14 protein-coding genes and 3 pseudogenes are annotated in these 20769 nt (G+C 44.6%); 4 read left to right on the top strand and 13 right to left on the bottom strand.

Going from position 1 to position 20769, the window contains the following annotated elements:
- Positions 1-260: 260 nt before the first annotated feature.
- The 4 genes from SPI9445_RS0105610 to SPI9445_RS0105595 all read left to right on the top strand — a co-directional run bounded on the left by SPI9445_RS0105610 (position 261) and on the right by SPI9445_RS0105595 (position 6468).
- A complete protein-coding gene (locus SPI9445_RS0105610) occupies positions 261-1580 on the top strand; it encodes a Glu/Leu/Phe/Val family dehydrogenase (protein WP_017303753.1) in 1320 nt (439 codons plus the stop codon).
- Positions 1581-2133: 553 nt separating this feature from the next.
- Positions 2134-4677, top strand: coding sequence for a sensor histidine kinase (locus SPI9445_RS27365; protein WP_017303752.1), 2544 nt, complete (start codon positions 2134-2136; stop codon positions 4675-4677).
- 4 nt (positions 4678-4681) lie between these two features.
- Entirely contained in the window at positions 4682-6052 is a 1371-nt protein-coding gene (locus SPI9445_RS0105600) for a hybrid sensor histidine kinase/response regulator (RefSeq protein ID WP_017303751.1), read from the top strand.
- 14 nt (positions 6053-6066) lie between these two features.
- Positions 6067-6468, top strand: coding sequence for a response regulator (locus SPI9445_RS0105595; protein ID WP_017303750.1), 402 nt, complete (start codon positions 6067-6069; stop codon positions 6466-6468).
- Here SPI9445_RS0105595 and SPI9445_RS0105590 read toward each other — a convergent pair.
- The 13 genes and pseudogenes from SPI9445_RS0105590 to SPI9445_RS0105530 form a co-directional block, all read right to left on the bottom strand.
- Positions 6438-8471 (bottom strand): diguanylate cyclase, encoded by a 2034-nt coding sequence (locus tag SPI9445_RS0105590; protein WP_017303749.1) that lies wholly within the window; start codon positions 8469-8471, stop codon positions 6438-6440. The genes SPI9445_RS0105595 and SPI9445_RS0105590 overlap by 31 nt on opposite strands.
- Before the next feature lie 169 nt (positions 8472-8640).
- Entirely contained in the window at positions 8641-9159 is a 519-nt protein-coding gene (locus SPI9445_RS0105585) for an NAD(P)H-quinone oxidoreductase subunit J (RefSeq protein WP_017303748.1), read from the bottom strand.
- Complete coding sequence (locus SPI9445_RS0105580; RefSeq protein ID WP_033374235.1) at positions 9152-9898, bottom strand: NADH dehydrogenase subunit K; 747 nt, start codon at positions 9896-9898, stop codon at positions 9152-9154. Before SPI9445_RS0105580 ends, SPI9445_RS0105585 begins: the two co-directional genes overlap by 8 nt.
- Positions 9895-10257, bottom strand: coding sequence for a photosynthetic/respiratory NAD(P)H-quinone oxidoreductase subunit C (ndhC, locus tag SPI9445_RS0105575; RefSeq protein ID WP_017303746.1), 363 nt, complete (start codon positions 10255-10257; stop codon positions 9895-9897). Before ndhC ends, SPI9445_RS0105580 begins: the two co-directional genes overlap by 4 nt.
- A 260-nt stretch (positions 10258-10517) precedes the next feature.
- Positions 10518-11396: pseudogene (locus SPI9445_RS0105570) on the bottom strand (ribonucleotide-diphosphate reductase subunit beta); the annotation flags it as partial.
- A 282-nt stretch (positions 11397-11678) separates the two neighbouring features.
- Positions 11679-11870, bottom strand: coding sequence for a hypothetical protein (locus SPI9445_RS0105565; protein WP_017303744.1), 192 nt, complete (start codon positions 11868-11870; stop codon positions 11679-11681).
- A 74-nt stretch (positions 11871-11944) separates the two neighbouring features.
- On the bottom strand, positions 11945-12646 hold the full coding sequence (locus tag SPI9445_RS0105560) for a Uma2 family endonuclease (protein WP_017303743.1): 702 nt from the start codon (positions 12644-12646) through the stop codon (positions 11945-11947).
- 68 nt (positions 12647-12714) lie between these two features.
- The gene (locus SPI9445_RS0105555; RefSeq protein ID WP_017303742.1) at positions 12715-13479 is read right to left on the bottom strand and encodes a Uma2 family endonuclease; all 765 of its coding nucleotides are present in this window, start codon (positions 13477-13479) and stop codon (positions 12715-12717) included.
- Between the two features lie 68 nt (positions 13480-13547).
- Entirely contained in the window at positions 13548-14270 is a 723-nt protein-coding gene (locus tag SPI9445_RS0105550; RefSeq protein ID WP_017303741.1) for a Uma2 family endonuclease, read from the bottom strand.
- 199 nt (positions 14271-14469) lie between these two features.
- Positions 14470-16875, bottom strand: a pseudogene (locus tag SPI9445_RS28215) (LAGLIDADG family homing endonuclease); the annotation flags it as partial.
- 283 nt (positions 16876-17158) lie between these two features.
- Positions 17159-18010, bottom strand: a pseudogene (locus SPI9445_RS24475) (ribonucleotide reductase N-terminal alpha domain-containing protein); the annotation flags it as partial.
- Positions 18011-18605: 595 nt separating this feature from the next.
- A complete protein-coding gene (locus tag SPI9445_RS0105535; RefSeq protein WP_017303740.1) occupies positions 18606-19202 on the bottom strand; it encodes a hypothetical protein in 597 nt (198 codons plus the stop codon).
- 13 nt (positions 19203-19215) lie between these two features.
- Positions 19216-20571, bottom strand: coding sequence for a sensor histidine kinase (locus SPI9445_RS0105530; RefSeq protein ID WP_017303739.1), 1356 nt, complete (start codon positions 20569-20571; stop codon positions 19216-19218).
- Positions 20572-20769 lie beyond the last annotated feature (198 nt).

The following is a 20769-nucleotide window of genomic DNA, read 5'->3' as shown; positions in this document are numbered from 1 at the left end:
GTTGAGATGTAGCCTATTATACTGTTTTACTATGTTTTAATGAAAAGTAGGCAGCACAACAGATTTTCAATTCTTTTAGATGCAGATGGGCAATCGGCAATCACTGCACCCCAACCACTGCACCTATAGCAGAATGATGCGGCATTTTTCCCCGAGGAGGGGATGTTGAATTATGATGCTTTAACCCCCCCATTTCAAGCCATATTATTTGTCACAAAATGTTAGACATTTGATATTAAAATTCACCCGTTGAGGTAGTTATGACCATTGAATTAGCAACGAATAAACCTGTAGTATCCCTCTTAGCAGATGCTAGCACTCGCTTAGAAGAAGCCTTAAAATATGTCACGGTGTCAGAGGACGCGCTCTGTCGTTTAAAACACCCGAAAGCGAGTTTAAGTGTCTCCATTCCGGTACGGATGGATGATGGCTCTTTGCGGGTATTCCAAGGCTATCGGGTGCGTTATGACGACACTCGCGGCCCCGGTAAGGGGGGAGTGCGTTTCCATCCTAATGTTTCACTGGATGAAGTGCAATCTTTAGCGTTTTGGATGACCTTTAAGTGCGCGTTGTTGAATTTACCCTTTGGGGGAGCGAAGGGGGGAATTACCTTAAATCCCAAGGAGTTATCCCGGCATGAGTTGGAACGTTTAAGTCGAGGCTATATTGATGCGATCGCCGATTTTATTGGCCCCGATATCGACATCCTCGCTCCCGATGTCTACACCAACGCCATGATTATGGGGTGGATGATGGATCAATACTCCATTATTAAACGAAAAGTTTGCCCCGCCGTCGTCACCGGAAAACCCCTCATGATGGGAGGCAGTCAAGGCCGAGAAAGCGCCACAGCTTTAGGAGCATTCTATAGTATTCAAACCATCTTACCCAAATTCGATCAAGTCCCCGGCAATACCACCGTCGCTGTTCAAGGATTTGGTAACGTGGGGGGAATTTTGGCTGAATTATTAGCTAAAGCAGGCTACAAAGTCGTCGCCGTGAGTGATTCTCAAGGGGGAATGTATCGGGAAAAAGGGTTAGATATTCCCACGATTCGCCGCTATAAACAAGATCATCAAAGTCTGACTAATTTCTATTGTCAAGATACTGTTTGCAGCATTGATGAACACGCCGCCATCAGCAATGAGGAACTCTTAACTCTTGATGTAGATGTGTTAATTCCTGCGGCACTCGAAAACCAAATTACCGCCGCTAATGCCGAGCAAATTCAGGCTAAATATATCTTTGAAGTTGCCAATGGCCCCACTACCTCCGCCGCCGATCAAATTCTAGCCCAAAAGGGGATTCAGGTCTTCCCGGATATTTTAGTCAATGCTGGCGGTGTTACAGTTAGTTATTTTGAGTGGGTACAAAACCGGAGTGGTTTGTATTGGAGCGCCATAGAAGTTCAAGAACGTCTACGCCAAAAAATGGTAGAAGAAACGGAGGCAACTTGGCAAATTTGCCAAGAGTTACGAACTTCTATCAGGACAGCAGCCTATGTTCACGCCATTAACCGTTTAGGTGAAGCTTTAGATGCTAAAGGGACAAGAGATTATTATGTCAATGGCAAGCATTAATGATTAGTTTCTGCTTGTGTTGAGGTCAGAGAAAACTCAGTTGTTAAAATCATGATAGTCTGTTGATATCCCCATGATTGAGCAGCTGAGTTTCTTCATGGATTATCCTAGCTTTATTCTTTGACTCTTCCGTAAATCGTGAAGAAGCAATATTATTTAGGTAATACTATTTAGCTCAAAAAATATAGCGTTTCTTGGACTCATAAGGCACAACATTTTTGACTCTCAGGAGTCAGGAGTCCAGATTCGAGAGTTGAGGATGGCCTTTCAAGTGTATCTCACCCAGTCAGAGAAATGTTTATATTAATTTTTGTTGCAAATGGTAAATATTTAGTAACAAATGAGTTGACAACTGTCTAAGTTTAAGAATAAGATTGTGTTCTGGCATCGTATAATTGTATTGTTTAAAGACAATCCCACTAGGAGAAAAAGTTAACTAGGAGAAAAAGTTAACTCGGAAAAAAAGTTAACTCGGAAAAAAAGTTAACTCGGAGAAAGTTCAGGGGTATCTTCATGAACCTATTAATTTAATTGATTTAATCAGTGCTGACTAATGATTAATACCAAGACTTTACAACCAAGAGAATTAAATTTGCCCAAATTTTATTCTTTGCTCCTGTTAGTTTTATTAACGGTGGTAGCTTATTTGGGCAATGGTCCCCTGAAAATCAATCTATTCCTGAGTATTGATTTTATCTTTGCCAGTGTTGCCGTTTGGATTGTGGTTTGGTTGTATGGGGTTCCCATTGGAGGGGCTGTTAGTTTCCTGACCAGTTTAAAAACATGGGTTGCTTGGGGACATCCCTATGCGGTGATTATTTTCACGTTAGAAACAGTTGTAGTCGGTTATTTTTGGCGACGCAATAAACAAAATTTACTGACTTTAACGGGTTTATTTTGGCTTTTAGTGGGGATGCCCTTAGTCTGGGTATTTTACCACATTGTCATGGATTTGGGAACAGTTTCGGCGTTAATGATTTTGTTTAAACAGCCACTGAATGGCATCTTTAACGCTTTAATTGCCATTTTTATTATTAGTGTCATTGAAGCATTAGATAAGAAAAAAAACTGGGTGCGTGGTGGATATAGCCTCTCCTTTCAGAATGTCCTGTTTAACTTACTGTTTGCCTTTGTCGTTGTGCCGGCCTTGCTGTTAATTACTTGGACGGCGGATAATACCTATAAATCCATGCAGGAGAATGTTCAAGATCGCATTGATACCCAGAAAGTTGTAATCTCTAATTTGATTTTTGATTGGTATGAGACGAAATCAGGGGTTTTAAATGCTGTTTGGGAAAATATTCAAAATGGAGATGTAAGTGATTTAAATAGCCCCTATTTTGCTGATTTTAAATCGATTGAAGTAGTCAATGATGGTGCAAGGGGTTTAAATTGCGAAACTTTACCGAATATTCGCTTTAATCCAGAGACATCTGAATTGTTCCTGAAGGTGGGGGATAATCCACTCTCGGCGAACTCTTGTGTCGTAGGTCTTGTTGAGCAAGAAACACTCGGGGAACAACTGAATAATGTTTTAGCCAGTGATGCTATTCAGTTTATTCTGCGTAAACCGACAGGAGAAGTGATTGCTTCTTACCCAGAGGATGAGACTTTAGTAGCACTGGATGAGGGAGAAATCATTACCTTAGATTCGGGACTTTCTCAGTGGTTAACGAAAGAATCCTTACCCATTATGACACGGAATTCCCGGTCGTTTTATTTCAAAACGATGCAAATCGGGGAAGATATTCCTTGGACGTTGTTTACCTTTGTGCCAGCACGCAGTTATATAGATGTGCTGCAATACCAGTATGTGGTAAGTTTGGGTGTACTGTTGGGCATTTTTGCGATCGCCCTGCTCAGTTCTACCCTCGTTAGTCGCACCCTCGTTAATCCCCTCAGTCATCTGGCCACTGAAACCTCAAACCTGCCCGATAAACTGGCCTCAGACCAAAATTTCAGCCTGCCGGATAGTCCTGTAGTAGAAATTGCCTCCTTGGTGACAAACTTCCAAGATATGGCCGACAAACTCGCCCAACAGTTTCAAGATTTACGTCAAGTGAATAAGGCATTAGGGGAACAAAAAGAAGAACTGAGTATCACCCTAACCAACCTCCAAAACACTCAAGCGCAACTCGTTCAATCGGAAAAAATGGCGGCTTTGGGGCAATTAGTCGCCGGGATTGCCCACGAAATTAATACTCCCCTCGGGGCGATTCGTTCCTCCATTGAAAACATTGATGATTTTTTGAAACGTCACCTCTTAGATATACCTCAATTTTTCCAAAATTTGAGTCCAGATCATCAACAACAGTTTTTACTACTCCTTGAACGAACCAATCAACAACCCTTTGCTATTACCAGCAAAGAAAAACGGAAAATCCGTCGTCAACTGATGGCACAACTAGAAGAGCATAATATTCCCAACAGTGATAGTATTGCCGATACCTTAGTGGACATTGGGATTTACGATAATATCGAATCCTTGATCAAGATGTTACAAGATCCTAAACAAGATCATCTCTTAGAAATGTCCTATCAAATTTCTAGCTTACAACGTAGCACCCAAACCATTGTTACGGCTACAGAACGGGCGGCTAAAGTAGTCTTTGCCCTCAAAACCTATGCCCGCCATGACTATAAAGGGGAACTGTTGAAAGCCAATATTATTGAAGGTTTAGATACCGTTCTGACTCTGTATCATAATCAGTTAAAACATGGGGTAGAAGTGGTGCAGAAATACGAAGAAATCCCCGAGATTCTCTGCTATCCTGATGAACTGAATCAAGTTTGGACTAACCTGATTCACAACGCCCTGCAAGCTATGGAGTATAAGGGAATCCTGACGTTGGAGGTGGGAGTGCGCGATCGCCATATTCAAGTCAACATTACCGACAATGGCAAAGGCATCCCCCCAGAAATCCAAGACAAAATCTTCCAACCCTTTTTTACCACCAAATCCTCCGGAGAAGGGAGTGGATTAGGCTTAGATATTGTTAAAAAGATCATAGACAAACACCAAGGGATGATTAACGTCACATCAGTTCCGGGGAACACCACATTTCAGGTGATGATTCCCCTAGATCAAGGAGAATAATCCTATGCCTAAACCTGTAATCCTCTGCATTGATGATGATCACACTATTGTAGATAGTTTAAGGATTCAACTCAAGAAGTCACTCAATCAGGATTACTTCATCGAAACGGCTGAATCCGGGACAGAAGCCCTTGAAGTAGTCACAGAATTACTGGAGGATCAACATATCATTCCCCTCGTCATTTGTGACTACACCATGCCCGATATTACCGGGGATAAACTCCTGCATAAAATTCATAACTTATCCCCCCGGACTCGCAAAATTATGTTAACAGGTCAGGCTAATTTAGAAGGAGTTGCCTATGCGATTCAATATGCTAATTTATATCGCTATATGTCCAAACCTTGGGAAACTGCCGACCTCATTCTGACCGTTCAAGAAGCCCTCAATCGTTACTGGCAAGATGAAAAGCTGATTCAGCAAAACCAACAACTGACTAAAATGAATCAGACCTTAGAAAAACTCAACACTGAACAAGCTTATTTAATCCAAAAACTACAAGAAAAAGAGAAAATATTAACCACAACCCAAGTCCAACTGATTCAACAAGAAAAAATGTCCAGTCTGGGGCAATTAGTTGCCGGAGTTGCCCATGAAATTAATAATCCCGTTGCCAGCATTACTGGCAACCTGTTTTATATCAAAAACTATTGTTCTGATTTACTTGCTCTTTTTAAACTTTATCAAAACAATTACCCACAACCCATTCCTGAAATTCAGGATTACATGGAAGAAATTGATTTAGAGTATATTCTCCAAGATTTGCCAGAACTGATTCATTCTATGCAGCAGGGGGCGAAACTACTAGAACATATTAGCTCTTCTATGCGAATCTTCTCTCGTTCAGATTATAAACAACAAAAAATTAAATTTGATATCAATAAAGGGTTAGAAAGTACCCTATCTATTTTAAAAAATCGCATTAAAGGCACTCCAAAGCGCCCAGAGATTATTATTACTCAAAACCTTTCAGAAAAAGCGAGTATTACTTGTTTTCCTAGTCAAATTAACCAAGTATTTATGAACTTACTCGCCAATGCCATTGATGCCTTTGACGAACGCCATCAAAACAGGGAATCCGATGCCATCCCCACCACCCCAGACGAAATCCTGATCACGACCACCTTACATCCCGACACAAATCAACTAGAAATCCGGATTAAAGACAATGCTGGGGGAATGCCTGAAGAAGTACAGAAAAAAGCGTTAGAATATTTATTCACCACCAAGCCTTTAGGCAAAGGAACAGGGATTGGCTTGTCAATCGTCAAACAAATTATTGAGGATAATCATAATGGACATCTGGATTTTGTTTCTTCCCTAGGGGAAGGAACAGAGTTTATTATCACCTTACCCATTCATGCTGACATCTAGGAGTATTCCAAATTATGACTAAACCTATTATTTTGTGTGTTGATGATGAGGCAGTTGTTTTAAATAGTTTGAAAATTCAACTCAGAAATGCTTTTCAAGACACTTATTTATACGAAATGGCAGAAAGTGCCAATGAAGCTTTAGAAATTATTGAAGAATATCGCAGTGAAGGAGCAGATGTGATTGTTATTGTTTCTGATTGGTTGATGCCCGGCATTAAAGGGGATGAATTTTTGATTCAAGTTCACCAAAAATATCCGAAAGTGGTTAAAATTCTCTTGACGGGTCAAGCGGATCAAAGTGCCATTGAACGCGCCCGAGAAGAAGCTGAACTACATTCCTATCTTGCTAAACCTTGGAATAGTGATGATCTGATTTATGCCATTCAGTCTGGACTCTCGACTCGTGATAATTGAACGACACAATTACGCCCTGAATTCTTGGCTTTATACAACGCTAAATCTGCTTGTTTGAATAGTTCCCGAATGTCTAAATCTTGAGGGGAAGTTGTAGCGACTCCAATACTCACCGTAATCTGGATAAAACTACACTGTATTGGAATTTTTTCTTGGGCGATGATCTCACAAATAGTTTTAGCCCGATAGGTCGCGTCTTGTAGGCTAGTTTGTGGGAGTAAAAGGGCAAATTCTTCCCCCCCTAATCTCCCTAGAATGTCATGAGGTGTGGCTTGAGATTTGAGCAAATGTGCAACAGATTGTAAGACTAAATCTCCAATATCATGACCAAATGTATCATTAACTTTTTTGAAAAAGTCAATGTCTAGTAATAGTAGAGCGACATCATGGGTAATAGCATTGTTCACTTCTTCACGCCCCCGTTGAAAAAAATAGCGACGGTTATAAAGTCCGGTTAATTCGTCCGTCATCGCCAGTCGAGATAATTGGTCTTCTAGGTGTTTGTGTTGAGTAATATCAATTAAGGTAATAAATATCGAAAGAGTTCCATCAAAGTTAATTAACGTACCGGATATATTTGCCCAAAAAATCTCTCCTTTTGAGTTAAATAATTGGGTTTCAAAATCTTGAATAAAACCTTGTTTTTTTAACGCTTTAAGAATAATATTTCGATCATCTGGTTGAACATAAAAATCTTCAGTTAGATAACCAATTGCCTGATTTCGTCTAACTTTAAAAATTCGAGATGCTTTAGGATTAAGATAGGCAATTTCGCCCGTTTCAAATTGAGAAATCACAATAGGGAAAGGAGAGCTTTCAACTAAGAAACGATATCTTTTTTCTAAAGCCCGTAAACTATTTTCGGTCTGCATTCGTTCCGCTACTTCCTGTCGAATGCGATGATTGAGTTGATAAAAGCGTAAGGCAATCCAAGATACAAACCCTAAAATGCTCGAAATAGTGATGAAGATGAAATAAACCCAGGTGAGGTTAGGTTGAGGATAGCGCTCATAGATAAATCCGGCTAGTGAACTATAGCGCGTGGCAAATCCGAGATCATGATAGATTTGCAGAATATAGTTCCAGCGTCCGGGGTTCATATAGCCGATTTCTACGACATCGGATAAAATGAGGCGCTTGCTGGCTTCTGCTTCATATCTCAGATGCGCCCGACTGTGGCGGGGACTATATTCTGTATAGATTAGCTCAATCATTTCCTCCGGGTGTTCGAGGGCATAAGCCCAGCCTTTTAAGGAAGCATCAAGGAAGGCTTTCACTCGTTGAGGATGGCGTTTAATTTGAGCTTCGGTCGTGAATAAAGTATCGCCATAAAAATCAATTCCTCCCGCCCGAGGATTAAAAATAATGTGGGGGATATTCACTTGCTCTAAAAAAAAAGGCTCGTCGGTTGAGTAACCGGACATGGCATCGACACGGCCATTAATTAAAGAAAGGGGAGTAAAACTATGGGGAACTTGAATGAATTGGTCTAATGCAATCCCTTCGGATTTTAAATAGGCGATGAGTTCGACAGCATGATCTCGTATCATCACTCGTTTGCCGATGAGATCATGAATATGATCTAAGTTGGGTTGGCGACGGGCAATGATAACGGAGGGGGAATGTTGGTAAATAGCGGCGAGAGCGACGACGGGATAGCCTTGATTGCGTAGAAGGACTAAATCAGAACCAGCAATACCGAATTCTGCCTCACCGTTAAGGACTACTTCAACGGGGGGGGTATTTTCGGGCATTTCCTGCATTTGAACATCTAATCCCGCTTGTTCATAATAGCCTTGGGCTTTGGCGGCGTAGTATCCGGCAAACTGGAACTGGTGCCGCCATTTGAGTTGGAGGGTGACGGTTTCTAGGGGGGGAGGAGAGGGACTTTTCGCAAGGGTGGTGTGGGGACTCGAAGGGAAGCCGGGAAGCAGGCACAGGAGAACTGCTACCCCAAAGGCGATCGCACCGGATAAAAACAGAGCAAAGCGATGTTTCAGCACAATAACTGCGTGCAACTCAAAATCAAGGGGATGAGGAAAGCAAAATCAAGGGGAATGTTCTTCCATCATAGTGACTAAATTGGTGAATCATAACCCCCCCTCCTCTCCCTACCCCACAAAAAAGCACCCCCCTCTAGGAAGTGCTGAAAACATTAAGAATTGATTCCTTTTAATAAGCATCTTGTAACTCGTAGAAGTCCGGCGAAATATAATCCTTCCGCAACGGCCAACCGACCCAATCTTCCGGCATTAAGATTCGTTTCAGATTAGGATGTCCTTCAAAAACAATGCCATACATATCATAGGTTTCCCGCTCTTGCCAATCCGCCGCCTTCCAAATCCAATAAACCGAAGGCACTTTAGGATTATCCCGAGGCAAATACACCTTCACCCGCACCTCCTCCGGTTGGGTGACATTATCCCCCACTTTAATTAAATGGTAGAAACTGACCAACTCCTTACCAGGGCCGACATCATACCCCCCTTGACACTGCAAGTAATTAAAGCCATAGGCATATAAAGCCGTAGCAATCGGGATGAGAAACTCCGCATCCACCTTAATTAATTCCACCCCTAAATGATCCTTTTCGAGGGCTTCATGGTCAAAACCATTTTCCGTTAACCACTGAGAAACCGGACCCGCTTCTACAATGGCAGTTGTTTCAACTTGATTTTCTTCTTCAGCCACGATTGACTTCCTCTTTAGATTCTGCAAAACCCGGCGCGACAGGCATTCCGTACCCTTCCGTTAACACCTTCGGGGGAGCTTGACGAGTACCAGATTGGAGATATTCTCCCGTTAAAATCGGTTCAACCGCCACCATATTATGAGTCGTGCTGTAGTAGCGATTCGTTTGAGATTGAACTCTCGCCCGTTCCTGAATCGACTCATTAGCCACCTTTTTGCGCAATTTAACAATCGCGTCCATAATCGCTTCAGGACGAGGAGGACAACCGGGAATATATAAATCCACCGGGATTAACTTATCCACCCCTCGCACCGCACTAGGAGAGTCCATACTAAACATTCCCCCAGTAATAGTACAAGCCCCCATAGCAATCACATATTTGGGGTCAGGCATTTCCTCATAGAGTCGCACCAAAGCCGGAGCCATTTTCATGGTAATCGTTCCCGCCGTGATGATTAAATCCGCTTGTCTCGGACTGGAACGAGGAACAAGGCCAAAACGGTCAAAATCGAAACGAGAACCAATCATCGCCGCAAATTCGATGAAGCAGCAGGCCGTTCCGTATAACATCGGCCAGAGACTCGATAATCTCGCCCAATTATACAGATCATCCACCGTCGTTAGGATGACATTCTCCGATAAATCTTGAGTGACCGTTGTCCGAGCAATAGGATTGAGAATTTTTTCTTTTTGCTGCTGCTCCAAAAGTGCAGCATCCGTTGGGTTATCAGATTTCATGACCATTCCAGCGCTCCTTTTCGCCATGCGTAGACCAGAGCTACTACTAAAATTCCAATAAAAATTAAAGCCTCTACAAAGGCTAGTAGCCCTAATTGATTAAAAGCAACCGCCCAGGGGTAGAGAAAGACCGTTTCCACGTCGAAGACAACGAAGACAAGGGCGAACATATAGTACCGGATATTAAATTGAATCCACGCACCCCCCAAAGGTTCCATCCCAGATTCATAGGTGGTGCGTCGTTCGGGCCCTCCGGTTGGCGGGCGGAGCAGCTTAGAAGCTGTCAGCGCCAAAATGGGGACGGAACTGGCTATGAGCAAAAATCCTAGAAAATATTCGTAACCGCTTAAGTGAAACACTACTGATTTCCCCGTTGCTGATTGCTGAAACTATTGGCTCAGTGTCTGAACACTTTGTTCATTATAGGGGAAGGAACGACCAAAAATAATGGGACACAAGCCCCGCCCTTATAGGGCGGTTCAGTCTGGGTTGTGCGATAAGTTGTGAGTTTGTCCTACTTCATTATTGGCTGGTTGTTGGCTCGTTGTTGGCTCGTTGTTGGGCTTTAGCCCTAAACCAAAGGCGCTAAAGCGCAACTACGAACGAGGGAAACCCTATTTTAGATTTCGTCCCAACCGCCTAAACCCGAAGACATGACATAACTGGTAACTCCCGATTCAAAGAAATTGGCCTTAGTGTTGCCATCAGCTTTGGTGTCCGCGAATTTCTCTAGGTGGGTGTAGGGACTCTTAGTAAACTTGTCTTCCTTGTACAGGGGTTCTAGACCAATGGCACGGAGACGAATATTGGCTAAATATTTGGTGTATTGTTCCGTGCTGGCCTCGGTAATCCCTAGGATTTGGTTGCCGACGATGTGGTTAGTCCACTTGCACTCATGGCGAACAGCATTGTCGAACATCTCATAAATTTGTTCGACAGAGTGAGTAAACGTCGTCATGGCTTCGGGGACTAAACGCTGAAATAAGCGGACATGACTTAATTCGTCGCGGTTGATCATTTTAAAAATGTCAGCACTACCGGGCATCAACATTCGTGAGGCTAAATTGTAGAAGAAAATAAAGCCATTGTAGAAATACAATCCTTCTAGTAAATAATCGGCAACTAGGGCGATGAAATAGTTTTCATAGCTAGGGTCATCGACATATTTTTGATAGAGGGACGCGATGAATTCACAACGTTCTAGTAAGACTTTATCAGTTCGCCAAAAATCATAAACACTACTCCGTTTTTCGGCGGGAATAATGGTTTCAATCATCCATTGATAGCTTTGATTATGTAAGCCTTCTTGGGAGGCTTGTTCCGTCATACATAGGGTAACTTCCGGGGCAGTAATGGGGCTTTTTAGGTAAGGGATATTGTAGGTTTGGATGGAATCTAAAAAAGTTAAATAGGAAAGAATTCCATCAAAGGCATAGCGTTCTTCTGGAGTCAAATTCCAGTAATCTGTAACATCTTGGGTAATATCGAGCTTTTCTGGTCATTCATGTTCAACAAAGTTCGCTACACTTTGCCCGCTTTATTTAAGCTGCTATGTGTCACCACACAGATCGGACTATATCATCATCCTTTGCCCTAGCAAAAGAGTCCCCCGCTTCGACAGTCAATCGCTTACTGCCTACTCCGTAAACTCGGATAGTCTCTACACCTTCTTGCTTTTGGCAAGCTTGGCACGGGATTGTCTGTCATGCAATATTCGGTATTTTTACGAATTTGTAAAAACCAGAGTTTCCCCGTTTTCGAGGGATTTAGTCTGGACTACCTAGTTAATCCAGAAGTTCTCTCTCATTTGTTTGTATAATCCCACAGCCCAAGAATAGCGGACATCATTAAGTTGCATGAGGTTGGTGGTGTTGCCAAACCACATGGTACGGTTTTCAATCGTGTCGTCGCCTTGGGGATTAAAAATGGGGTTGACGGGCATTTTTTGCCGTTTTTCCGGTGTATAAGTCATGAGAGATTTTGCTGTTATAAGTCCTTCCGCATTGTATAGAAAAAAGGGAAAAATAGAACGGCAAACTTCAGAATTTAGCTGTCAGCGTCAATACCTAGCGCTCTCAGTTGTGCGGCTAATCGCTCGGCTCGTTGGCGTTCCTGTTGCGCCCTCTGGTCAGCTTGTTCCGCTCGTTGCCGTTCTTGTTCTGCCCTCTGGTCAGCTTGTTCCGCTCGTTGTTCCAACTCCAAAAAGCTCAGGAATCCTCGCCCATCGGGACGATACAGTTCCAATGTGGTCGCCGTTACAACAAACCGAATCCCTAGACGGGGACTTGTCCAGTTCTGGATTTCTTCTATCGCTCTCAATCCTGCCTCTGTACGGCAAAATCCCTGTAAATTGTTCCGGTCTGGGTTGTAAATATAATATTCTTCTACTCCGTAATCGTCATAGAATTGCTGTTTTTTGCTCATTTCCCCTGAACGATTGCCGGGGGAGAGAATTTCAAATACGACTTGAGGGGCAATATTCCCTTCTTCCCACTGTTTATAAGACCCTCGCTCTCCTTTGGGGCGACCAAATGCTACGAGAGCATCGGGAGCAACGCGGATTTCTGGGTGTCCTTCTACAGGATACCAGAGTAAATCTCCGGCTACAAAAACATCGGGTCGGTCAGCCAAGAGGAGTTCTAGGTTTTCTTTAATCAGGACAATCCAGCGAAATTGGAGGGTATTGTCTGCCATGGGCTGACCGTCACTGTCGGGGTAGAGTCTCTCACAATCCAAGGAAATGGTCATATCAATTATCTCCTCTGGGTGAGGGGGAATTGTCTTTTTTAGTTTAGCAAGTCTTCAGAGTCCAGAATTTAGCTGTCAGGGTCAATGCCTAACGCTCTCAGTTGTGCGGCTAATCGCTCGGCTCTTCGGTCAGCTTGTTCTGCCCTTCGGTCAGCTTGTTGGGCTCGTTGGCGTTCCTGTTCTGCCCTCTGGTCAGCTTGTTGGGCTCGTTGGCGCTCCTGTTCTGCCCTTTGGTCTGCTTGTTGCGCCCTCTGGTCAGCTTGTTCCGCTCGTTGTTCCAACTCCAAAAAGCTCAGGAATCCTCGCCCATCGGGACGATACAGTTCCAATGTGGTCGCCGTTACAACAAACCGAATCCCTAGACGGGGACTTGTCCAGTTTTGGATTTCTTCAATCCCTCTCAATCCTGACTCTGTACGACAAAATCCTTGTAAATTGTTCCGGTCTGGGTTGTAGATATAATATTCTTCTACTCCGTAATCGTCATAGAATTGCTGCTTTTTGCTCATTTCCCCTGAACGATTGCCGGGGGAGAGAATTTCAAAGACCACTTGCGGGGCAATATTCCCTTCTTCCCACTGTTTATAAGACCCTCGTTCTCCTTTGGGGCGACCAAATGCTACTAGAGCATCGGGAGCGACGCGGATTTCTGGGTGTCCTTCTACGGGATACCAGAGTAAATCTCCGGCTACAAAAACATCGGGTCGGTCAGCAAAGAGGAGTTCTAGGTTTTCTTTAATCAGGACAATCCAGCGAAATTGGAGGGTATTGTCTGCCATGGGCTGACCGTCACTGTCGGGGTAGAGTCTCTCACAATCCAAGGAAATGGTCATATCAATTATCTCCTCTGGGTGAGGGGGAATTGTCTTTTTTAGTTTAGCAAGTCTTCAGAGTCCAGAATTTAGCTGTCAGGGTCAATGCCTAACGCTCTCAGTTGTGCGGCTAATCGCTCGGCTCTTCGGTCAGCTTGTTCTGCCCTTCGGTCAGCTTGTTGGGCTCGTTCGCGCTCTTGTTCTGCCCTCTGGTCAGCTTGTTGCGCCCTCTGGTCAGCTTGTTCGGCCCTTTGTTCCAACTGCAAAAAGCTCAGGAATCTTCGCCCATCGGGACGATACAGTTCCAATGTGGTCGCCGTTACAACAAACCGAATCCCTAGACGGGGACTTGTCCAGTTCTGGATTTCTTCAATCCCTCTCAATCCTGACTCTGTACGGCAAAATCCCTGTAAATTGTTCCGGTCTGGGTTGTAAATATAATATTCTTCTACTCCGTAATCGTCATAGAATTGCTGCTTTTTGCTCATTTCCCCTGAACGATTGCCGGGGGACAGGATTTCAAAGACTACTTGCGGAGCAATATTATCCTCTTCCCACTGTTTATAAGACCCTCGTTCTCCTTTGGGGCGACCAAATGCTACTAGAGCATCGGGAGCGACGCGGATTTCTGGGTGTCCTTCTACAGGATACCAGAGTAAATCTCCGGCTACAAAAACATCGGGTCGGTCAGCAAAGAGGAGTTCTAGGTTTTCTTTAATCAGGACAATCCAGCGAAATTGTAAGGTATTGTCTGCCATGGGCTGACCGTCACTGTCGGGGTAGAGTCTCTCACAATCCAAGGAAATGGTCATATCAATTATCTCCTCTGGGTGAGGGGGAATTGTCTTTTTTAGTTTAGCAAGTCTTCAATTGAGCTTTACTGTTTGGGGTGGGGGGGAATGAAAGCATTTTTTTGGGGGTAAGTGTTTCTTACCCCCAAGTCAATTAAACGTTGTCATTGAATTTTGCGAAGACGGTACAAAATTATAGATTGGTTAAAGTCAACGGGGTTTAATTGGCGCAACTGCTGCACGCTTCAACGCCGTCTTTGTAGGTGTCTTTTTGAACGGTGCGGATGTAGTAAACGGCTTTACATCCTTGTTGCCAAGCGAGGATGAGGGCTTCAAAGATGTCTTTGGCTTGGATGCAGCGTTCGGGTTCGTCGGGGAAGTAGACTCCGGCGTTGAGGTTGAATAGGAGTTCCATGCTGATTCCGGTGTCTATCCAGTTCTGCATGGCGGCTACGGCGCGGATGACGGTGCGCTGGTCGAGGTTTTTGTTTTCGGGGTAGTACCAGAAGCAATCCCGAATGAAGGGGGGGGCGATGGGGACGGTGCCTTTTGCCCATTTGTCGTAGAAGAAGCGACTGTAGGTGGGGAGGACGCTGGCAGTGCAGCCTTGGACGAGGGAGGAGGAGGTGTTGGGGGCGATCGCGGTAATATGACTATTCCGGATGCCGTAGGTTTGAATGTCTTGGGCTAAAGCCTCCCAGCGTTCGGGGTGTCGGGCGTTTTCTTTGAACCACTCGACGGGTTTTGAGCCGATCAGTTTTCCTTGACTCCAATCACTGCCGGGGAAGGCGGTATAAGCGCCGCGTTCTTGGGCGAGTTTCATGGAGGCCTGGGTACAGTGATAACCAATTTCCTCGAACAGGTGGTTAATTTCGTTTAAGTTGCTGTAGGAGAGGTGGTGTTTGGCGATCCAGTCGGCGAGTCCCATCGCCCCCACGCCAATGGTACGGTAACGATGGTTATGGGCGGCGCTGGCTTCAAAGGGGGTGTGGGTGATTTCTATGGTGTTGTCGAGGAGACGAACGGCGATTTCACACACTAGGGGGAGTTCGTCGAGTTCTAGGTTAGCGAGATTCAGGGAGTTGAGGTTACAGGTGTGGGCGAGTTGTCCGGGAACGACGTTGGAAAAGCTCTCGACACATTGCCCGGTCAGGATACCGTTAAACATCCCCATGTGACGCTTGGGTTCAGTGAAGCAGTAAGTGTCTGAAATCCGCCCTGTTTGCTCGACGGCTACCACTTGAATAAATCGAGAGGCGGCACGCTGGGGCTTTCGATACGTCCACTGTAAGCGATGGGTTTTTAGGCCGAGTTCTGCTAATTTGGCTAGACCTACGCTGCTAATCAGCAAGCGATAACCTGTCTGGCAATAGTAATCTTTGACTCCACCTTTGCCATCGGGTAATAGGCGATCGCCAGATGACTGCATTTCGTTGATAAAGGAATCCACGCCCAAGGTCTGAAGCATTAAGCGAGTTTCACGCAAAAACTCAAGATTGATCGATGAAATCGACAGGCTTTCATTGAGTCCATTGCGCGAAACGGTTCCGTCACTGTCCAACAGTCCCGCTAACCACTCGATGCGTGATTTAACTGTGTAGCCATTGGTGGGAACGGTGAATTTTGGGGGGACAGTTAAGGGGAGTTTACAAACGATGCGGTTTGAGTTGGGGTCATCCAATACAGCGATTTCTTCCGTCTCTTTGCTGTAGTAGCGACTGCCTTTGAATTTATTGCGCACTTCAAGGTGAGGGAGTAAATCACGCTTACCCCCGTAGAGGTCGATTTCAGGAAATTGATTATTGTTTCCGCCGTAACTCCCGTCACCTGTGAAAAACCCAGCCGTATAAGCATGGGGAAAATCAACATCAAATTCTGAAGAAATCACAGGGAGTTCATATTTTATGAGCTTGTCCCCCCGTTGTAGGTCTTGGGCGCTGATCCGTTCCGGTCGCTGTCGGTAGTTATTTTGAACCCAAAAGTGGTGTTGAGGGGTGCATTCTAAGATTTCCCCGTTGCTCAAGGTGACTTTGACTAATTCTTGGTTTTCACCGGTTTTGCGAATCAGAACATTTGACCACTCTTCGCCGTTCCAAACATCAATATGCTGTCCTTCTAATTCGGCGATGGGGAGTTGACCGTGACGAGTCAGGATTTTGGTTTCGGGCGCGACACACAAGTTCACGCTGGGAATGTAACCCTCATGTTTGTTGGGGTTGGCTTGGTTGATGGTGTCTTTAAAGGCGAGGTAGGGCATTCCTGTTTCCACTTGCGATCGCATAATGGTTTTAAACAGTTCCCGCGCATTCACCCGTTTATAAAGGGTAATCTCCTGATCTAGGGCGTTTTCCACTTGCCGATAGGCGAGTTCAAACCCTTCCCCCCACAGGGGAGCGAGTTCAATTCCTAGCTGGGTTCGCACTTCGTAGGGGTCCACCAAAACCCAATCCTCACAATTGATCACCCGGCGCATAAATTCGTCTGGGATGACCAGTTGGGGGAAAATATCGTAGGCTTTCCTCCGTTGGTCGCCGTTTTCTGTCTGCATTTCGAGGAATTCGGGAACATCTAAATGCCAGACATCAAGGGAAACGGTGACAGCGCCCGCTCTTCGTCCCATTTTGTTCGGATAGATTCGCGACTTCTACCCCGTGACGATTGCTGCTTTTCGCCACTGCTACCAGTTACCTGATAGATCAGACCATATCACCATCCTAGACACAGGATGCTCCCCATTTCGCCCCGCTTGGAGCTACGAGCCATCACGCTCTGGTCGTTGAACCTTGAAGTGCAGAGATACAAGGGTTTGACCTCCTGCACTCCCTTGGCTGCTGATTGTCTTAGTAAGAGTTTCCAGCAATTAGAGGAGTTTTCCGGGCGACTTACGCCGCCAGGGGGCAGATGGGTTTACCCTGATTAACGGCGATCGCCGTATCATTCAACAATTTAATCCAAGGAATCACCCCCCCCGAGGCGTTGGGTTTCCCCATCACGGTGCTACCTGTGGATCGAATCCGGGAGACATTCACGCCCACACCCCCGCCATTTTTAGAAATGCGGGCGGTGTTGGTAATTTCGCCGAAAATAGACTCTAGATTGTCTTCAATGGCGACAATAAAGCAACTACTTAAGGAACCGTGGGGAATCCGAAGGTTGGCCAGAATGGGGGTAGCGAGGGAAATTTTCCGTTGTGCGATCGCTTCATAAAACCGTTTCGCCCAAAATAACCGCTTATCCGGGGCTTCAGGGACTGCTAACAACAACGCACAGGTTAACAGGGCTTCTTGAGGCAATTCGTTGGGTAAGAGGTAACGTTTCGTCAGTAATACCGCCCCCGCATAATCATAATCCGTGTCCCAATCCGGGTTAATCCAAGACCCAGCCTCAGCTAACTCCTCGGTACTATAGGTTAAAATCCGATGATCATAATAATTCTCACAAACCTTCATCTGCACCGTGCGGGCATAATCTCCGTACTGATACCCCCGACTCGCTAGAATATCCTTCCACAAACTCCAAATATGCAGCCTCCCGGCCACATAGCGCCAGTCGGGATTTTCAGGACTACATAACTCTAAAGCACAGTTGATTAAATTATCCTGAATCTCACGAGTAGTCACCCCGTTCCGTAACCGGGTTTTCATCCCCGCTTCCAAGGTGATGGGGTTCACCTCCAACCCCTCACAAGCCCATTCTACGACCTTGCGGATTTTCACCACATCCAACGCCGCGCTTGAACCATCCCGCTTAATCACGTGAATATTGGGATGGTGAGCAGCTAGGGGAACAGGCGTTGGCGTTGGCTTTCCATGGGGGAATCGCTCCTCGATTTCTAGGGGAGTTGCGTTGGCGTAAGCCTTCCCTTGAGGAATCGCACCAGATAAACTTTGTTCTAATTGCATTTTCAACTGCTGAAGGGTAAGTATTTCCACAAAGAGTTTAGCTATTTTGCGAACAATCGAACTGCTTAAATTCAATCGACCAACTCTTTGTCTTGACTCTCCCAAGTGTACACCCTCTCCCTAGTTATGGTGGATTTTTCAACAATTTGTAAGCTCTTGCCACTAAATACAGTTTCTGTCAAGGGAGATTGATTGTACCAGTGACGGACTCTAACGGAGCGGCCAGAAGAAGGTCAAAGCCTCAAGATTTAACCACATTTTTTTCTGTTTTAAATGCTCTATTAACTCTGCTCCAGTTAACTCAATCTCAAGCGGTTCAGGCAAATCTAAAATGGACGAACAGCTTATTTCTTGACTTTTCGATTTTACTCATATATTCTTAGATAAGCAAATCGCTGCGGAGGAATATGAATAGAGGACATCTAGGGTTCTGTGAACACAGACAAAATCGAGCTTATTTTGGGTTATCTGGGGGTGCTGTTGAGGAATTTTGTTGCAGTTGCCAAGCGATCGCATTGAGAATTAACTTCCCGTTGCCTGTAGAACGTTCCCGACATTCATCTTGTTGGGCGATCGCATATCCCACCCGTTCAATCGCCTTGCCATACTTTCGCTCCTTCGCCATCTCCTTCTCTTCCGCCGTTAACGGCCGAGTACGCTCTAAAACCGCCTCAATAATCGGCGTATAGGGAGCCACATCCTCCGCCGCCTCCTGCACCTCCACCTGTAAGCGCGTCAACTCAATAATTTCCTGCGCACCCTGCACAATTGGCGGTAACTCCTCCTGCTTTAAATCATCTGGCGTTTGTAATTGAGGACTTTGGGGAGGAACAAAAAAAATATTTTCCTGAGAAATCCCATTGGGAAACTTTTCCTCCTCAATTTCCCCCACTTCCCACATCTGCGTTACCACTTCCAACGCCTTCGCTCGATTTTTTTCCGTATCCCCCCCTCTGCCATCAACGGTGACTAAAATTCCCTCCTGTTCCGCCAGAGGTTTAGACGTATCACTCACCGCCACAAAATGTGCCACCGATTTACTTTTCGCCATAACAATCCTGCCTTTAATTCAACTCAGGATTAGGAACCGAGGAAGACAAAGGCAAAATCACCTCAAACTCCGTTCCCACTCCCTCCTGTGACTTAAATTTTAACTCTCCTTGGTGCTTTTCCGTCACAATTTGATAGCTAATCGGCAAGCCAAAACCCGTTCCCTTCCCTAGGGGTTTTGTCGTAAAGAAGGTTTGGAATAATTTCGCCTGATTTTCCTCAGAAATCCCCGAACCATTATCAATGATTTTAACACTCACCCCTTGTCGCCCCTGTTCCCCCTTCAACAACCGCGTCACCACCTCAATCTGAGGCTCCCACTCTGCATCCGCTTGTTTTTCTTTCTTCTCCATCAACACATCAATAGCATTCGCCAACAAATTCATAAACACCTGACTTAACTGGCCTGAATAACAATCCAGCAACGGAATTTTATCATAATCTTTCAACACCCGAATCCCCTGTTTCAAACGATTATCTAAAATCAACAATGTCCCATCAAGGCACTCATGAACATCCATTATTTGCTTTTTCCGGTCATCCATCCGGGCAAAATTGCGCAAACTATTGACAATTTGGGTTAAACGTTCAGAGCCAATTTGCATACTCTTTAACAAGCGTGGCATATCCTCCAGCACAAACTCTAAATCTAGCTCTTCCTCCAGTTGCTTCACCCGTTCACTCTTGATTCCCATCTCCTCTTGATAACAATTTAATAAACACAACAAGTTATCAAAATAGTTAATTAAAAAATCAATGTTCCCACTCACCGAATTAATCGGATTGCGCAATTCATGGGCTACACCTGCCACCATTCGCCCCAAACTCACCATCTTTTCCGTTTGCACCTGTTGCGCATAATGACTTTCATCTAACAAACGACTGGTTAACTTATGAATTTGAGATTGTGCCACTAATAACTGATGAATATCAACCAAACGATAGTCATCTTCTCCTATCTCTACCACTAGAGGTTCATATAATAACTCTGCCGGACGTTTTAAAGACAATTGAGCTGCTTTTACAATACCAGTCTCTAGCGGTACAATGGCTAACTCCGTTTGAATAAATCCGTATAAAGACTGAATAGGACGCTGTAAAAATAACTCCCGCGCATAGGGACGACTCATCCGTTCTAAAAACCGTCGTCGGGAAACCATCCCTACAAACTTACCTTGATGTTTCAAAATAATCCCCGGCAAAATTGGGTAATTATCAAATAATTCCGCCACTTCAACGACTGGGTGAGTGTCCTCAATTTCCGCATCGTAAAGAAACAACTTAGACAGTGTGGAATCCAGGGTTAGAGTTTTGAAATCAAAATGAGTGGAGGGAACAGAAAGGTGAGGAGTCATGGCTAAAGTTAACATAAGTTCAACATCCTTACAACACGATATAGACCCAAAAGAAACTAGGGATATAGTACCCCCAGCCTTTTATTATTCTTCCCTATTTTGTCTCTAATAAATCACAAAAGCTAGAATTTTTTTTAAAATAAAGTTCTGATAAAGCTGCGTTTTTTTAAACAAAAAATTACATTTTCTTAACTCAAAATTAACCTATTATGT

Origin of the sequence: Spirulina subsalsa PCC 9445 (assembly GCF_000314005.1) — a bacterium.
In the GTDB taxonomy this organism is placed as follows: domain Bacteria; phylum Cyanobacteriota; class Cyanobacteriia; order Cyanobacteriales; family Spirulinaceae; genus Spirulina_A; species Spirulina_A subsalsa.
This window is presented reverse-complemented; position numbering and strand designations above follow the sequence as displayed.

Excerpts from the sequence above, each read along its gene's own strand:
- SPI9445_RS0105550 (WP_017303741.1), bottom strand. The coding sequence starts at position 14,270 with ATGACCATTTCCTTGGATTGTGAGAGACTCTACCCCGACAGTGACGGT.
- SPI9445_RS0105580 (WP_033374235.1), bottom strand. The coding sequence starts at position 9,898 with ATGAAATCTGATAACCCAACGGATGCTGCACTTTTGGAGCAGCAGCAA.
- SPI9445_RS0105535 (WP_017303740.1), bottom strand. The coding sequence starts at position 19,202 with ATGGCGAAAAGTAAATCGGTGGCACATTTTGTGGCGGTGAGTGATACG.
- SPI9445_RS27365 (WP_017303752.1), top strand. The coding sequence starts at position 2,134 with ATGATTAATACCAAGACTTTACAACCAAGAGAATTAAATTTGCCCAAA.
- SPI9445_RS0105600 (WP_017303751.1), top strand. The coding sequence starts at position 4,682 with ATGCCTAAACCTGTAATCCTCTGCATTGATGATGATCACACTATTGTA.
- SPI9445_RS0105565 (WP_017303744.1), bottom strand. The coding sequence starts at position 11,870 with ATGACTTATACACCGGAAAAACGGCAAAAAATGCCCGTCAACCCCATT.
- SPI9445_RS0105610 (WP_017303753.1), top strand. The coding sequence starts at position 261 with ATGACCATTGAATTAGCAACGAATAAACCTGTAGTATCCCTCTTAGCA.
- SPI9445_RS0105560 (WP_017303743.1), bottom strand. The coding sequence starts at position 12,646 with ATGACCATTTCCTTGGATTGTGAGAGACTCTACCCCGACAGTGACGGT.
- SPI9445_RS0105530 (WP_017303739.1), bottom strand. The coding sequence starts at position 20,571 with ATGTTAACTTTAGCCATGACTCCTCACCTTTCTGTTCCCTCCACTCAT.
- SPI9445_RS0105595 (WP_017303750.1), top strand. The coding sequence starts at position 6,067 with ATGACTAAACCTATTATTTTGTGTGTTGATGATGAGGCAGTTGTTTTA.
- SPI9445_RS0105555 (WP_017303742.1), bottom strand. The coding sequence starts at position 13,479 with ATGACCATTTCCTTGGATTGTGAGAGACTCTACCCCGACAGTGACGGT.